Source organism: Nocardia anaemiae NBRC 100462 (assembly GCF_001612725.1).
GTDB classification, from domain to species: Bacteria; Actinomycetota; Actinomycetes; order Mycobacteriales; family Mycobacteriaceae; genus Nocardia; species Nocardia anaemiae.
Map to the genome: position 1 here is coordinate 87,433 of NZ_BDAZ01000050.1, position 15,048 is coordinate 102,480.

Below are 15,048 nucleotides of genomic sequence, written 5' to 3' on the forward strand. Positions count from 1 at the left end.
CGGTCCAATCGGCCCGCACCCGGTAGGTTGGTCGACGTGACCGGCCGCATCGCCATCGATGACACCTCCCCTGCGATCCCCGGCGGCCGCTCGGCCAAGGCCGTGGTCGGCGAGGTTTTTCCGGTGCGCACCGTGGTCTGGCGCGAGGGGCATGAGGCCGTCTCCGCCACGCTCGCGGTGCGCGGTCCCGGCTCGTCGCGGATCACTCGCATTCGCATGACGCCGGACTACGAGCCGGACGTCTTCAACGCCACCTTCGTACCCAACCTGCCCGGCACATGGACCTATCGCATCGAGGGTTGGGGCGATCCGATCGCCACCTGGCGGGCGGCGGTGGAGGCGAAGCTGGCTGTCGGACAGAGCGCCGCGGACCTCGCCAACGACCTCGAACTCGGCGCTCGGCTGTTCGAGCGGGCCGCGCAGGCGGTGCCCAAGAAGCAGTTCGAGCGTTTGCGTGCCGCCGCGACGGCATTGCGCGCCGACGAACAGTTGCCCGCCCGGGTCGCCCCCGCCTTCAGTGCGGAGGTCACCGAGATCCTGCGCAATACGCCGTTGCGCGACATGGTCACTCGCGGACCGCAGCATTCGGTGCTGGTGGAACGTCAACGCGCACTGTACGGCTCGTGGTACGAGTTCTTCCCGCGCTCGACCGGCGGCCGTGATGCCGCGGGCAACCCGATCCACGGCAATTTCGCCACCGCCGCAAAGGAATTGCCGCGAATCGCGGGCATGGGCTTCGACGTGGTCTACCTCCCGCCGATCCACCCGATCGGTGAGATCAACCGCAAGGGCCGCAATAACACGCTCGCCGCCGAACCCGATGACGTCGGATCCCCGTGGGCGATCGGGTCGAAGCACGGCGGGCACGACGCGATCCATCCCGAACTCGGCAGCACCGCCGATTTCGCCGAATTCGTCGCCACCGCAAACGAACTCGGCCTCGAAGTCGCGCTCGACCTGGCACTGCAGTGCGCACCGGATCATCCGTGGGTGGCCGCGCACCCGGAGTGGTTCACCACCCTCCCGGACGGCACCATCGCCTACGCCGAGAATCCGCCGAAGAAATACCAGGACATCTACCCGGTCAACTTCGACAACGATCCGGACGGGTTGTACGCGGAGGTGCTGCGCGTTGTCCGGCACTGGATCGGCTTGGGCGTCAAGATCTTCCGCGTCGACAACCCGCACACCAAGCCCGCCGACTTCTGGGAATGGCTGATCGCGACGGTGCGGCGCACCGATCCAGAGGTGATCTTCCTCTCCGAGGCGTTCACCCGCCCGGCCCGGCTCTACGGACTGGCCCGCCGCGGGTTCAGCCAGTCCTACACGTATTTCACCTGGCGCGTCGCCAAATGGGAACTCACCGAATTCGGCAACGAACTCGCCGCCAAGGCCGACGAGGCCAGACCGAATCTGTTCGTCAACACCCCCGACATCCTGCACGAAAGCCTGCAGCACGGCGGTCCCGGCATGTTCGCCATCCGTGCGGTGCTGGCCGCGACCATGGCTCCGACCTGGGGTGTCTACTCCGGATTCGAACTCTTCGAGCATCAGGCGGTGCGCCCGGGCAGCGAGGAGTACCTGGATTCGGAGAAGTACGAGCTGCGCCCGCGCCCGTTCGCCGAGGCGCTGGCGCGCGGAGAATCCTTGGAGCCGTGGATCACTCGGCTCAACGAGATCCGCCGCGCGCATCCGGCGCTGCAGCAGTTGCGCTGCATCCACTTCCATCACGTCGACAATGACGCGCTACTGGCCTATTCGAAGGTCGATCCGGTCAGCGGTGACGCGGTCCTGGTCGTGGTGAATCTGAATCCCTATGGCGCCGAATGGGGCATGATCTCGCTCGACCTGCCCGCCATCGGCCGCGAATGGCACGACCATCCGGTGGTCTTCGATGAGGTCAGCGGCGAGGAATACCATTGGGCGCAGACCAATTACGTGCGGCTGGATCCGGCCAACGCGGTCGCCCACATTCTCACGCTGCCCGCGGTATCTCAGCAGGCGCGCGCGGAACTTGCCTTCCGGAGGACATTTCGATGAAGCGCCGCGATCTGATGTTGCTCGCGGCGGGCACCCACACCGATCCGCATACCGTGCTCGGCGCGCACCCGCATCCCGACGGCACGATAGTGCGGGTGCTGCGCCCGCACGCCGATACGGTGTTCGCCCGCGTCGGCGGCGTCGACCATCCGCTGAAGTCGTTGGGGCACGGCATTTTCGCCGGTGTCGTGCCGCATCCGGACCTGATGGACTACCGCATCGTCACCAACTACCAAGGCGGACAGACGATCATCAGCGCGGACGGCTACCGCTTCCTGCCCACCGTCGGCGAGTTGGATCTGCATCTCATCGGCGAGGGCCGCCACGAACACCTGTGGGATGTGCTCGGCGCGCATCCGCGCCGCTACACCACCCTCGATGGTGCGGTGGACGGGACCTCGTTCGCGGTATGGGCCCCGAATGCCCGGGGTGTCACCGTGATCGGCGATTTCGACAGTTGGAGCGGGAACACCGCACCGATGCGTTCGCTCGGATCCTCCGGGGTGTGGGAGGTCTTCGTGCCGGGTGTCGGCGTCGGCACCAAGTACAAGTTCCGGGTGCACGGCGCGGACGGACGCACCGTGGATCATGCGGATCCACTGGCCTTCGCGACGGAGTTGCCGCCCGCTACGGCATCGGTGGTCACCGAAAGCAACTACGTGTGGTCCGACGGTGACTGGATTTCGACCCGCGAACGCACCGACCCGACCCGCGCCCCGATGAGCGTCTACGAGGTGCACCTGGGCTCGTGGCGTCCCGGCCTCGGCTATCGCGAATTGGCCGATCAGCTCGCCGATTACGTGCGCGCGGCCGGATTCACCCATATCGAACTGCTGCCGATCGCCGAGCACCCGTTCGGCGGCTCCTGGGGCTACCAGGTCACCTCGTACTACGCACCCACCGCCCGCTTCGGCTCGCCCGACGATTTCCGTGCCTTCGTCGACCGCATGCACGCGGCGGGCATCGGCGTACTGCTCGACTGGGTGCCCGCGCACTTCCCCCGTGACGAATGGGCGCTGGCGCGCTTCGACGGCACCGCGCTCTACGAGCACGCCGACCCGCGCCGCGGCGAGCAACTCGACTGGGGCACCTACATTTTCGACTTCGGCCGCAATGAGGTGCGCAACTTCCTGGTCGCCAATGCGCGGTACTGGATCGAGGAATTCCACATCGACGGACTGCGTGTCGACGCGGTCGCCTCCATGCTGTATCTGGACTACTCACGCGCCGAAGGCGAATGGGAGCCGAATGTGCACGGCGGCCGGGAGAACCTGGAGGCCGTCGACTTCCTGCAGGACCTCAACGAAACTGTGCACCGCCACCATCCCGGCGTCGTCACCATCGCGGAGGAATCCACCACCTGGCCCGGTGTCACCCGCGGCGCCGATGTCGGCGGTCTCGGCTTCACCATGAAATGGAATATGGGCTGGATGCACGACACCCTGGGCTATATGGGGCGCGATCCGATCCACCGCTCCTGGCACCACAACGAGATCACCTTCTCGCTGGTGTACGCGTGGAGCGAGAACTATGTACTGCCCATCAGCCACGACGAGGTCGTGCACGGCAAGGGCACCCTCTGGACCAGAATGCCCGGCGACGACTTCGCCAAGGCGGCGGGTGTGCGCGCACTACTCGCCTATATGTGGTCGCATCCCGGTAAGCAATTGCTGTTCATGGGCCAGGATTTCGGCCAGTTCCGGGAATGGTCACACGATCGCGGCCTGGACTGGCACGAACTGGAAAACCCATTGCACCAGGGCATTACGGTTGCCGTCCGGGATCTGAACGCGGTCTATCGCGCCAATCCCGCGCTGTGGAGTCAGGACACCAGCCCCGGCGGCTACTCCTGGGTCCAGGCCGACGATCGCGAAAACAATGTGATCGCCTTCCTGCGCTACGGCTCCGACGGTTCGGTCATCGCCTGCGTCTTCAACTTCTCCGGCTCGGTCCACGGTGAATACCGCGTCGGCCTGCCGACCGCAGGCACCTGGCGCGAAATCCTCAATACCGACGCCGTCGAATACGGCGGCTCCGGCATCGGAAACCTCGGCGGCGTCAAGGCAGCCGATGACCCCTGGCACGGACGACCGGCTTCGGCCACCGTAGCGCTAGCCCCGAACACCGCGATCTGGCTCGCACCAGAGTCATAACCCATCCACAGGGGGGTCGAGTAGCACCACTTCGGCAGCGCTGAGCCCGATTTTCGGCCACCCTGGCGCGGGCCCCGAACACCCGCGATCCGGCTCGCGCAAGAAAATAAGCTAACGCGCAGGTTAGGCGTACACGTGACCCCGCAGTAAATCGAGAAGGCCCAGCCACACCGCTCAGCCCGGCTTCAGCCACTGTGGCACTGCCCCCGAACACCGCGAGCTAGCTCAATCCAGAGTCATAAGCCACCACGCAGGTCCGCAGCACGGAGCACGGCTCGGCCAAGTGGTCTTGTCCCGAACACCGCAAACTGGCTCGCGGCGGAGACTTAAGCCACCGGGTGGATTCGGGCAGGCCGCCGGGCAGTGCTGAGCTGCGCCGATCCCGCGGTGCTCGCTAGGCCATTTCCGACGGCCGCCGCCCCAGCAATCGACCGCCCCGCTGCGATCAGCCGACAGGGCCCGGCGATCGCATCGGGATATCAGCCAATGCCACACGCACCCCGAGCGGCCGGTCAGTACAGCGCGGCTGCCAGCTTGCGACGGGCCGCAACCACGAAAGGCTCTGCCGGATCGAATAATTCGAAGAGTTCGAGCAGCCGGGTACGCGCCCTGGTGCGATCATCGCCCGCCGTCTTCTTGATCACGGCGATCAACCGGTCGAACGCGGCCTCCGGCTGCTGGCTCAGCAATTCGACATCGGCGGCGTCCAGGGCCGCGTCGACATTGGCCGGATCGGCATCGGCAGTGGCGATCGCGGAGTCCGAAACGGCCTGGGCCCGGGTCAGGAAGCGCAGCTGACGCAGCGCGCTCTTCGCCTCCTCGTTGCCCGGCTCCGCGGCGATGATGGCCTCATAGGCCGCCTCGGCACCGGCCAGGTCACCGTGCTCCAGCGCGGCCTCCGCGGCGGTGAAACGCGGGTCCTCGGGTGCCGGGGCCTGCTCACCGCCCTCGAGCTGACCGCCGACCGCCTCGACGACCGCGCTCAACCACTGCCGAACCTGCGGCTCCGGCTGGGCGCCCTCGAAATCCGCGAGCGGTCGACCACCGGCCACCGCGATCACCGTCGGAATGCCCTTCACACCGAACGCCTGGGCGATCCGCATATTGGCCTCGGCCTCGACCGTCGCCAGATCCCACGCGCCCGCGCCCTCCTGGACGAGCCGCTCCAGCGTCCGGACCAGCTCGACACTGCCCGGGCTGCGCTGCGAATACAGCGCGACGACCACCGGCACCTGGGTGGACCGGCGCAGTACCTTCGTTTCGAAATCCGCTTCGGAGACGGCGTAGTCGCCGCCTCCCGCGCCCGACGCCCCGGCCGGGGGCTGCTTCAGGCTGGACAGATCCACCGCACCGGACATGGCGGCGGCGACGGCTGGCGAGGGGCGGCGGGCAGCAGGTCGAGTCACGGCTTCCAGTTTGTCACGGCGTGACCGACGCCGGGGCTCCGGAGTCGACGGAACCGACCTCGCTCAGCTCACCGAGCTTGCCCGCGCGCACCGCCCACACCTCGAACAGCACGGTGAAGAACGGCGGAATGCTGGACAGCAGCGCGAGCACCGTGGTCTTGGTGTTCCAGGCCAGCTCGCGCGCGGCGAGGATCGCGGTGATGACGAACAGGATGAAGATGATGCCGTGCGTCATCCCGAACACCTTGACCGGCCACAGCACCGGGTCGGGAAGGCGCTTGAACACCATGCCGACGATCAGGAAGACCCAGGAAATCGCCTCCAGCACGGCGATGAAGCGGAACCGCTTGGCCACGGTGCTCAAGTCGAAGAAATTGCCCATGGCCACCATTGTGCCGGACTGCTACGACGGGCCGTAGTTGAACCGGTCACACCGGAACTCCGTCGACCCGGTGGATGCCGGGTCGACGGAGGAGAGAACTACACCTTGATGATCAGCGCGTCACCCTGACCGCCGCCACCACAGAGCGCGGCCGCGCCGATACCGCCACCGCGCCGCTTCAACTCCAGCGCCAGATGCAGCAGGATGCGCGCCCCGGACATGCCGAGCGGGTGACCGATGGCGATCGCGCCACCGTTGACATTCACCTTCTCCGGATCGATGCCGAGCTTGCGGGTGGACGCGATACCGACCGCCGCGAACGCCTCGTTGATCTCGACCAGATCCAACTCCGCGGGCGAAATGCCTTCGCGCGCACAGGCCTTGGCGATCGCATTGGCGGGCTGATCCTGCAGCGTCGAATCCGGACCGGCCACCACGCCCGCGGCACCGATCTCGGCGATCCAGCTCAGGCCGAGCGCCTGCGCCTTCTCCTTGCTCATCACGACCACCGCGGCCGCACCGTCGGAGATCTGCGAGGCCGTGCCCGCGGTGATGCTGCCGTCCTTGCGGAAGGCCGGACGCAGCTTGGCCAGCGATTCGACGGTGGTGTCCGCGCGAATGCCCTCGTCGGTGCCCACCACGATCGGATCGCCCTTGCGCTGCGGCACCGAGACCGGGACCACCTCGTCGTCGAAGACACCGTTCTTCCACGCCGCCGCCGCACGCTGATGCGAGGCCGCCGCGAACGCGTCCTGATCCTCCCGACTGACCGGCTCGGCGTCGTTGCGCTGTTCGGTCAGCGCACCCATCGGCTGGTCGGTGAAGATGTCGTGCAGACCGTCGTAGGCCATGCTGTCGCGCAGTGTCACATCGCCGTATTTGTAACCCTCCCTGCTCTTTTCGAGCAGATGCGGGGCCTGGCTCATGGATTCCTGACCGCCCGCGACGACGATCTCGTACTCACCCGCCCGGATCAGCTGATCCGCGAGCGCGATCGCGTTGATACCGGACAGGCACACCTTGTTCACCGTCAGCGCGGGCACATCCATCGGAATGCCCGCTGCCACGGCCGCCTGCCGGGCCGGGATCTGCCCCGCACCCGCGGTGAGCACCTGGCCCATGATCACGTAGTCGACCTGCTCCGGCGCGACCCCGCCCTTCTCCAGTGCTGCCTTGATGGCGAAACCGCCCAGGTCGGAACCGGTGAAGTCCTTCAGACCCCCGAGCAGCCGCCCTACCGGGGTACGCGCACCGGAGACGATCACGGTTGTGGTCACGACGAGCCTCGCATTCATTGATCGCAAACAGCGTCGCGCACCGAGCACTCGCGACGTCAACCTCTGTACTCAACGGTAGCTTGTCCTACTCGAACGCCCCCTACCAGGTACGCGCTACGTTCGAGGGGTGAGCAATGTTAACGACCCGTCGAGTTTCATCCCCGGCGACTACGTCATCGCCGTCGACCACGTCGGCATCGCCGTGCCCGAACTGGATGCCGCAATTGCCTGGTATGCCGACAATCTCGGCATGATCGAGACCCATCGCGAGGTGAACGAGGCCCAAGGCGTGCACGAGGCGATGCTGTCTTTGCCCGGCGCACCGGACGGCGCGACTGCCCTGCAGTTGCTGGCGCCGCTCAATGCGGACTCCACCATCGCCAAGTTCATCGATCGCAGCGGCCCGGGCCTGCAGCAACTCGCCTATCGCGTCACCGATATCGAGGCCGTTTCCACGTATCTTCGTGATCGAGGTCTGCGTTTGCTGTACGACGCCCCGCGTCACGGAACCGCCGATTCTCGCATCAATTTCATTCACCCGAAGGATGCTGGCGGTGTGCTGATCGAGTTGGTCGAGCCGAACCCGAATGTTACGCACTAGTATCAAGATCGGGCCTGAAAAACTCGTCCCGATCACATTCGCGGTCGAGTCACCATGAGGTGCAAGTAGGCTGTAGTTTGTGTGCCATGTCGTCACCTGAGTCCGATCGCAATCGCTTCGTTGCACTGCCCTTCACCGTTGTGCGCAAGGGTTATGCGCAAGACGAGGTACGTAACTACTTCGACCGTTTCGATGCCGAGTTAAGGGTCACCGCCACAGATCGGGATGCCGCTGCGGCGCAAGCCCGTAACCTCGCCAGCCAGCTGGAGGACGCGCGGGACGAGATCGACGAGCTCCGTAAGGAAGTCGATCGCCTTTCGGTTCCGCCAACCACTGCGGAAGGCATGTCCGACCGCATCTCTCGGATGCTGCGGCTGGCTTCCGACGAGGCTTCCGAGGTTCGCGCGCTCGCGCAGGCCGAGGCGGCGGAAATGGTGTCGATCGCCGAGCAGCAGGCCACCGAAATGCGTGGCAAGTACGAATCGCTGCTCGCCGAGACCAAGGAGAAGCGCGAGGCGCTCGAAATCGAATTCGAGCAGACCCTGGCGAATGCGCGTACCGAGTCCGCCAAGATCATCGAGGCCGCTCAGGCCGAGGCCGACCGCCTCGGCAAGGAAGCCGATGCCAAGCGCAAGGCGACCCAGCAGGACTTCGAGGCCACCATGGCGGAGCGTCGTACCAAGCTCACCCGTGCCATGGAGGAGCTCGAGGCCACCAGCCGCGCCGAGGCCGCTCAGCGGATCAAGGACGCGACCGACGAGTCCAACCGCCTCATCACCTCCGCCACCCAGACCTCCGAGCGCAAGATCGCGCACGCCAAGGAACTCGCCGAGGAGATGCGCGTGCTGCGCGGCCGGGTGCTCGCCCAGCTGCTCGGTATCCGCGGTCAGCTCGACTCCGTGCCCGCCATGCTCGCGGCCGTCAACCGGGAAAGCGAACTCCTGGACGGGGTTCCGGATCAGCGCAAGTCCATCGGCGGCGGCACCAAGTCGGTCACCGGCGGTTCGCGCACCAAGGCCATCCCCGAGGTCTCGGCCGAGGAAGACGATATCGACGCCGACGAGCGCGAGAACGCCGAAATCACCAACTGACGACGGCGGGCTGAGCGGCGACAAACGCAACACCCCAACCGAATTCACACCAAGGCCGCCCCACTCCTGGGGCGGCCTTCCTAATATCCGGACATCGCCCCGCACGGGACATACACCCCCACAACGATATTCAGCTCCACCGAAGCACCTACCGGCCCCCGGATAATTGCCCGGCATTCCGCATCTGCCCCAGAACTCCTCAGCCGCAAAAGAACCCATAGCCCCACCCCCCGTACCACTAGACTTCCGAGTAATTCCGCGTCCACTTCTGATTTGGTCCCGCGCGACTAGCCGTATGCGCTACCTGGCAAGCCCGCCTCCCGAAGATCCTCAGCCCCAAGAGAATCCATAGGCGCGCACCCAACTGCTTGGCTCCTAACCTCTTTAGGTGCAGCTCTGCCTGAGTGACTGCTGATCAGGCAGCCTGAATGGGTGCGTTGGTGTTCTCGGTCGAGGTGAAAATGCCAGTAGGGCTGCAGGTCTCCGTTCGCAGCCAGAGCTCGGAGGGTGAGAATTGCCTCGGCGCCAGCCAATCCCCATCGGGCGCCGGTAATTTCGAGGCGGTCGCCGTTGAGGTGGCGGGCTGCTCCTTCGATTACTCCGGTGGCGATCGGCCAGCCGCGGGCCAAAGCGATGTCGTAGCGCAAGAATGCGAGGTGTCCGCGTAGATAGCGCACAGCCGCATCGACGCCGGTGCGTCGGCCGCAGTCGAGTCCGGTGGCTCGAGCTTCGATCTCATCGGCGGCTTTGTCGGCGTGGCCGGTGAGGATCTGCAACATGCGCGCAGCGACCCAGTCTTCGGCAGCGGGATCCCCGGTGCGGTGGAAGCACCATGCCGAGGTCCAGACGTATTCCAGCAGGTGCACTACGTCGAGAACGACGTGGACAAGCACCTGCCGGCGGGCGGCTTCAGCGCGGATGAGGTCGATCTGGTGCCGGTCTCCGTCGACGAGCACGATCCAGGTCCGCTCGTGGCCGGGATCACGTGCTTCGGCGTGGGTGAACACGGCCGCGATGACCTCAGCGGGAGACTTGGCGACCGAGGCGGTCAGCCAGGTATCGACTGCTCGCGGTCCAGGGCGGGGCCTTCGGTTGCCGACGCGTCCGCCGGGCACGGCGATCACATCATGCGGCCTGCGCGGCGCCGGTGCAGTGTCGTAGACGGCGGCGAGGGTGGCCATGCGTTTCCGGTTCGCCTTCTCACCCGAGGCCAGCCGGGTGCGAAACACCGGCGCCGCCCGCGCCGCGGCACGACGGGTTCCCTCCCGCAGTGAATCCGGGCGCATGACAATGCCTTTGCCGTCGGCGGACAACCCCAGCAGCGTGTCCGCGGTCGCCGGCTCCTGAACTCTCGTGGCATAGAAATCGTCGATGTCCACCGCCGCCGCGGCCACCAAAGCTTCCAGCTGCCGCTTCCCGGCCACCGACCCGCACCGGGACCAGATCGCCGATTTCGTCGTGTCGTAAGACGAGCGGACCGCCTCGGCCACGGCCTGCTTGCGCAGGCCGAAGCTATGCCGACCCGACGGCAGCGACAACGCCACGTCGGCGGGATAGATATTCGACTGCCCCGGAGCACGTAACGCGCAGCGGCGCACCGTCACCGTCCCGACCACCGTCGCGAGGAGGCGAGAATGTCCGCGTTCCAACCGATTCCGGCCGCGCGGATGCTCACCGCGACGCAACCGGGCGGTCAGCTCGGCTTCCTCGGCCGCAGCTCGCAGGTCGAGGTGATCCTGCAGCAACTGCCGTAACAGCTCGCGGCCTCTGCCGGTGACGAGATCCTCCAACCTGTCGTGGGTGAACTGGGCGGTCTGCTCGCTTTCCAGGTCGGCGACCAACGCGGCGAACGATTTCCTCAATGCGTCAAAGGGGTCAGCACTCGCGGGCGTGGCATACGGTGTCACCGCGGGCTCTTCTACGGGTTTCGAATGGGTGGCACCTTCGACGCTAAACGGAAGAGCCCGCCAACCGTGCTATACGAGTCCGCTATCCGTTGACGTCGACACCGTCGGCGAGGGTGAACATCCCCGGCATCGCCTCGTCCAGCCAGCCCCGCGCAGTCGGCCGTTTCAGCTTCGACCGTAACCCTTCCACGGCGGGTGGAGGCGGCGATGGCGTCGTGGATGGAAGCGCTAGAGCGGCGCGAAGCTGCGGCCAGCGAGCGCGTCGAGCAGCTGCGGCGGCGGATAGCCGAGATGTCCGAGGAGCTTTCCGTGGCAGAGCAGCAGGTGTCGCGGTTGGCGATTACCCGGGAGACGATGCTCGAGATCCTCGGCCCCGCCAGCGAAGTCGCTGAACCGGAACTGACAGGTGGCGAAGAAGAGTGTTCGGAATCGGCTGAGACGGAGCTGGTTTCGTCTGGTCGGTCGCCGATCGGTGTGGTGCTGGTGCCGCCGCGCGGGCAGGGCTCGCAGGTGTCGGTGTTGCCGCAGGACTACCGCGACATTCTGGAAGTGCTCGCCGACGCGGGCAAGGGGGTTGAGGTCTGGGCATATCGCCGCCGCACTGGGGCTGGAAGTGCGTCCGGCGAAGGTGTCCGTCGAACTACTGATCGGACAACCTGTCGGTCACGGCTCGCCGCCATTCCGCTCCGCTGTGCACACCGGGCAGATACCGGTCAGGGTGCCGGGCTCGCTGCCGGGCAGGTGCATGCTGCTAGTGATCTCGTGACCACCAAAGTGTCGCCCACAGAGCTTGCACGGCAGCCAAAAGTACCCGTTGACACGTGCGTGCGCCTCGTGTGGCTCCCGGGGCAGGTATGGCCACAGGGCGGCCGGGTCGAAACTGCTGGACCGCACCGGGGCAGTGATGCCGCGGCGCTCGTAGACGGCGGCGTACTCCGGCGGTGTCTGGATCAACGAGCCCGAAAACGTGTGCTGCGCGCGACCGTCAGGGAAGTGTTCGACTGTATGCGTGCGGTTGTCGAGTGCGCCATGGACCGCCAGCTCGTCTTCACGGCGGAGGGCCCGGCGGAACGCTGCCAGCACGGGGTCGTCGCTCATACTGTCCCAACTCTCTCCTGTGTCCGCTGCAGGTGCATCCTCATGCTCCCTCCCCTGTCAACGGCTTATGAGTACCCGGCCAGTTGCCGCCGTAGACCGTCGGCCGTCCGGATCATGCCGCTAGGACGCGAGGGCACGCGGGGAATAGAAGCGCCAACGTCACCCCACACTCGTTTCCGCAGCCCACTAGCTCACTGAGAAAGAGCCGCACCCAACCTCTTTCCGCACTTCCGATTTGATCTGTCTGAACTGCAAGCAGGACCTTGCACAGCAGGCGCATGCGCGTTCGCAGGCGCACCCATATCTGGGGACGCATGCGCGTTCGCAGGCGCACCCATATCTAGGGGCGCATGCGCGTTCGCAGGCGCACCCATATCTAGGGGCGCATGCGCGTTCGCAGGCGCACCCATATCTAGGGGCGCATGCACGTTCGCAGGCGCACCCACATCCACAGGCACATCGACATCCGCGGGTGCATGCACATCGCAGGCACGTTCACGTCCGCAGGTGCCGACTTCCACAGGCACACACGTCCACAGGAACACTCACACCCGCGGGCGCACCCACATCCGGGGGGCACATGCACGTTCGCAGGCACACCCACATCCATAGGGCGCCCATGTCTGCAGGCGCGCACCCATGTCAGCAAGCACCCGTTCAAAAGTGCGCCTTACTGCAGACGCGCGCTGTTTGCCGCGGCCGCACACCGTCTGCACCTGGTATGCACTGACGCGGGGTGTTCACTGGCAACGCGCAGTGCATCGATTGTTCTGGGGCGCAGGGCATTCAGGACCAGCGGCGGGTGATGCGACGGGTGCGGCGGCCGTTCCAGCAGCCGCGGTGCCAGTGTCTGCGGTCGTCTTCGCCGCCGTCGACCGCCCAGGCGACGATATGGGCGACCCCGGGCGGGATTTCGTGGTCGCAGCCGGGGCAACGATACGTTTTGATCGCCCGACTACCCGGAATGGTTCGCACGACATACATATCATCGCTGTCCGGCCCGGCCTCCCGCCGACCGAAGACATCACCGATCGGCGGAGCGCCCTCCTGCCAGCGGCCCACCTGACGTTGCGTCCGCGGTTTCCGTCGAGGCATCCCATAAGCCTAGGTCGTGGCCGAATTCACGCTGCGCGCGCAGTCCAGGCCCGCCACGCACGACCTCCGCGCCGCATACGTTTGCCCGGCGAACCATCTGTCAGCCAGCAAACCCATGGAACCAATCCTGGGTCCCAGCGAACTAAGCCCAGCCCAGCCGCCAGCCGTGCGCTCACCGAACATAAGCACCGCAGACAACCTCACGCACCGCCGCCGACGACCTCACGCACTCGAGGACGCAGTCCGCCCCTCCACAACGGCGCACGCATGCCAGGCGAATCCACCCGGAGCGCGCCCCACGCCCGCCGGGCAAAATCTATGCGCAGCATACGAACCCATTCGCCATGGCGGCGCGACAGGCTAGAAGAGGCGGAATTCGTTGCTCTCTGTGCCGCGCAGGGCGTCGTAATCGAGTGTCAGGCAGCGGATGCCGCGGTCTTCGGCGAGGGTGCGGGCCTGGGGTTTGATCTGTTGTGCGGCGAAGACTCCGGCGACCGGGGCCAGGAGTGGGTCACGGTTCAGGAGTTCGAGGTAGCGGGTCAGCTGTTCGACGCCGTCGATTTCACCGCGACGTTTGATCTCGACGGCCACGGTCGCGCCGTCGGCATCGCGGCAGAGCAGATCCACCGGGCCGATGGCGGTCATGTACTCGCGGCGAATCAGTGTGTAACCGGGGCCGAGGGTTTGCACGTGTTCGGCGAGCAGCTCCTGAAGATGAGCCTCCACACCGTCTTTCACCAGACCGGGGTCCACACCCAGCTCGTGCGAGGAGTCGTGCTCGATTTCCTCGATGGTGATGCGCAGTTCCTCACCCGCCTTGTTGGTGACCACCCAGAAGGCCTTCGCCCCCTCGGGCACCGCATCACCGTCGCGCTCCTCCAACCAGCACGGCGGACTCATCCAGTTCAGCGGCTTATATGAGCCGCCATCGGAATGTACGAGCACCGAACCGTCAGCTTTGATCAGCAACAATCGGCGGGCCATCGCGAGATGGGCGGTGAGTCGCCCTACGTAGTCGACCTGACAGCGAGCAATCACTAGGCGCACCCAAGCACTGTAGGTGAGTGCCCGGCCCAGCCCGGCGTCACCCCTGTCGCATCGACCGTCAGCCCATGAGCAGGATGGCCGCGAGGAACGCGCTCACCGCGAGCAGACCGGATTCGACCCGGGTGAGTCGGCGGGTAGACGCCGCTTTCGCGCGCAGCATGCCGAAGCCGACCGCGGTTCCGATGACGAACGCCAACAGATGACCGACATTGGTGAAGGTCCGTTCGATCAGCACGCCCTCGGCCGCGACGATGAACCACACAGTGGACCAGGCGATTCGCCAGCGGTGCGGAATGGCCACCACGATCGCCCCGACCAACGCCATCGCGCCATAGCTGACGCCGACATCCTGCGCCCAGCGGATGCTGGCGGGCAACCAGTCGACCTCGATCGCGATCCACAGGCCGACGGCGACAAGAAGCGTGGCACCGATATGTCCAGCCAAGAACACCCGCACCATATGCACGGCGCCGAAACGCAGCTCGGCAAGTGCCAGCAGGCAACCGAGCAACGGAATCAGCACCCAGGCGGCGCTGACATCGCCGATCACCAGTGCGCTCGACAGCACGGTACCGACACGGCCATCCAGCAGATTGTGCAGATTCGTGCTCGCATGCAGCACCATCCGCGCCTGCGCCGACTCACTGAGCGCCGAGAACACCGCGGTGACAGCGACAAGAGCCGCCAGATATCCGAACGTCGCCGGGAGCCTCAGCTGCCACCAGCGTGAGCGAAGCGGTCTGAGGGGAGCGACCGGCGCGCGGTCTGCGGTTGTCGTCGCTGCGACCATCAACACCTCCATGCGCGTCGACCGCTCCCGCTCGGAACTGCCGACGCTGATTACTACCTTCTGTCATTCTCCATCATGGACACCGGAGCGCCGCATAGGGTCACTGTTCCCTGTGAGGTTGCTATGAAACCTCGTGCCGCACAACGTGCAAAGAGAATCTG

At 66.0% G+C, this 15,048-nt stretch carries 11 protein-coding genes and 1 pseudogene; 4 read left to right on the forward strand and 8 right to left on the reverse strand.

Features of this window, described 5'->3' with window-relative positions:
- Positions 1-36: 36 nt before the first annotated feature.
- Positions 37-2,040 (forward strand): alpha-1,4-glucan--maltose-1-phosphate maltosyltransferase, encoded by a 2,004-nt coding sequence (locus tag NA5_RS26650; RefSeq protein WP_062990820.1) that lies wholly within the window; start codon positions 37-39, stop codon positions 2,038-2,040.
- Complete coding sequence (glgB, locus tag NA5_RS26655) at positions 2,037-4,193, forward strand: 1,4-alpha-glucan branching protein GlgB (protein ID WP_062990780.1); 2,157 nt, start codon at positions 2,037-2,039, stop codon at positions 4,191-4,193. Before NA5_RS26650 ends, glgB begins: the two co-directional genes overlap by 4 nt.
- A gap of 512 nt (positions 4,194-4,705) precedes the next feature.
- Here glgB and NA5_RS26660 read toward each other — a convergent pair.
- The 3 genes from NA5_RS26660 to NA5_RS26670 all read right to left on the reverse strand — a co-directional run bounded on the left by NA5_RS26660 (position 4,706) and on the right by NA5_RS26670 (position 7,258).
- Positions 4,706-5,551: a tetratricopeptide repeat protein gene (locus NA5_RS26660; RefSeq protein ID WP_062990782.1), complete on the reverse strand. Its 846-nt coding sequence runs from the start codon at positions 5,549-5,551 to the stop codon at positions 4,706-4,708.
- 61 nt (positions 5,552-5,612) lie between these two features.
- The gene (locus NA5_RS26665) at positions 5,613-5,990 is read right to left on the reverse strand and encodes a DUF3817 domain-containing protein (protein WP_062990783.1); all 378 of its coding nucleotides are present in this window, start codon (positions 5,988-5,990) and stop codon (positions 5,613-5,615) included.
- An 89-nt stretch (positions 5,991-6,079) separates the two neighbouring features.
- Positions 6,080-7,258 (reverse strand): acetyl-CoA C-acetyltransferase, encoded by a 1,179-nt coding sequence (locus NA5_RS26670; RefSeq protein WP_062990822.1) that lies wholly within the window; start codon positions 7,256-7,258, stop codon positions 6,080-6,082.
- A gap of 127 nt (positions 7,259-7,385) precedes the next feature.
- Between NA5_RS26670 and mce the strand changes: the two genes are divergently transcribed.
- Together mce and NA5_RS26680 are read left to right on the forward strand one after the other, a co-directional pair.
- Positions 7,386-7,859: a methylmalonyl-CoA epimerase gene (mce, locus tag NA5_RS26675; protein WP_062990785.1), complete on the forward strand. Its 474-nt coding sequence runs from the start codon at positions 7,386-7,388 to the stop codon at positions 7,857-7,859.
- An 86-nt stretch (positions 7,860-7,945) separates the two neighbouring features.
- On the forward strand, positions 7,946-8,950 hold the full coding sequence (locus tag NA5_RS26680) for a coiled-coil domain-containing protein (RefSeq protein ID WP_040687167.1): 1,005 nt from the start codon (positions 7,946-7,948) through the stop codon (positions 8,948-8,950).
- Positions 8,951-9,378: 428 nt separating this feature from the next.
- Here the strand turns inward: NA5_RS26680 and NA5_RS26685 are convergent.
- From NA5_RS26685 to NA5_RS26705, 5 genes and pseudogenes are all read right to left on the reverse strand, one after another.
- Positions 9,379-10,857 (reverse strand): annotated as a pseudogene (locus tag NA5_RS26685) (ISKra4 family transposase); the annotation flags it as partial.
- 663 nt (positions 10,858-11,520) lie between these two features.
- Entirely contained in the window at positions 11,521-11,955 is a 435-nt protein-coding gene (locus NA5_RS40670; RefSeq protein ID WP_157110650.1) for a hypothetical protein, read from the reverse strand.
- Positions 11,956-12,741: 786 nt separating this feature from the next.
- A complete protein-coding gene (locus NA5_RS26695) occupies positions 12,742-13,050 on the reverse strand; it encodes an Rv1322 family protein (RefSeq protein WP_062990792.1) in 309 nt (102 codons plus the stop codon).
- Positions 13,051-13,410: 360 nt separating this feature from the next.
- The gene (nucS, locus tag NA5_RS26700; protein ID WP_062990794.1) at positions 13,411-14,097 is read right to left on the reverse strand and encodes an endonuclease NucS; all 687 of its coding nucleotides are present in this window, start codon (positions 14,095-14,097) and stop codon (positions 13,411-13,413) included.
- Between the two features lie 58 nt (positions 14,098-14,155).
- Positions 14,156-14,887, reverse strand: coding sequence for a rhomboid-like protein (locus NA5_RS26705; RefSeq protein WP_062990824.1), 732 nt, complete (start codon positions 14,885-14,887; stop codon positions 14,156-14,158).
- Positions 14,888-15,048 lie beyond the last annotated feature (161 nt).

What these genes read in the sequence shown, in the direction of transcription:
- glgB (WP_062990780.1), top strand. Translation starts at nt 2,037, where the DNA reads ATGAAGCGCCGCGATCTGATGTTGCTCGCGGCGGGCACCCACACCGAT.
- NA5_RS26660 (WP_062990782.1), bottom strand. Translation starts at nt 5,551, where the DNA reads ATGTCCGGTGCGGTGGATCTGTCCAGCCTGAAGCAGCCCCCGGCCGGG.
- NA5_RS26665 (WP_062990783.1), bottom strand. Translation starts at nt 5,990, where the DNA reads ATGGTGGCCATGGGCAATTTCTTCGACTTGAGCACCGTGGCCAAGCGG.
- NA5_RS26680 (WP_040687167.1), top strand. Translation starts at nt 7,946, where the DNA reads ATGTCGTCACCTGAGTCCGATCGCAATCGCTTCGTTGCACTGCCCTTC.
- NA5_RS40670 (WP_157110650.1), bottom strand. Translation starts at nt 11,955, where the DNA reads ATGAGCGACGACCCCGTGCTGGCAGCGTTCCGCCGGGCCCTCCGCCGT.
- NA5_RS26695 (WP_062990792.1), bottom strand. Translation starts at nt 13,050, where the DNA reads ATGCCTCGACGGAAACCGCGGACGCAACGTCAGGTGGGCCGCTGGCAG.
- NA5_RS26705 (WP_062990824.1), bottom strand. Translation starts at nt 14,887, where the DNA reads ATGGTCGCAGCGACGACAACCGCAGACCGCGCGCCGGTCGCTCCCCTC.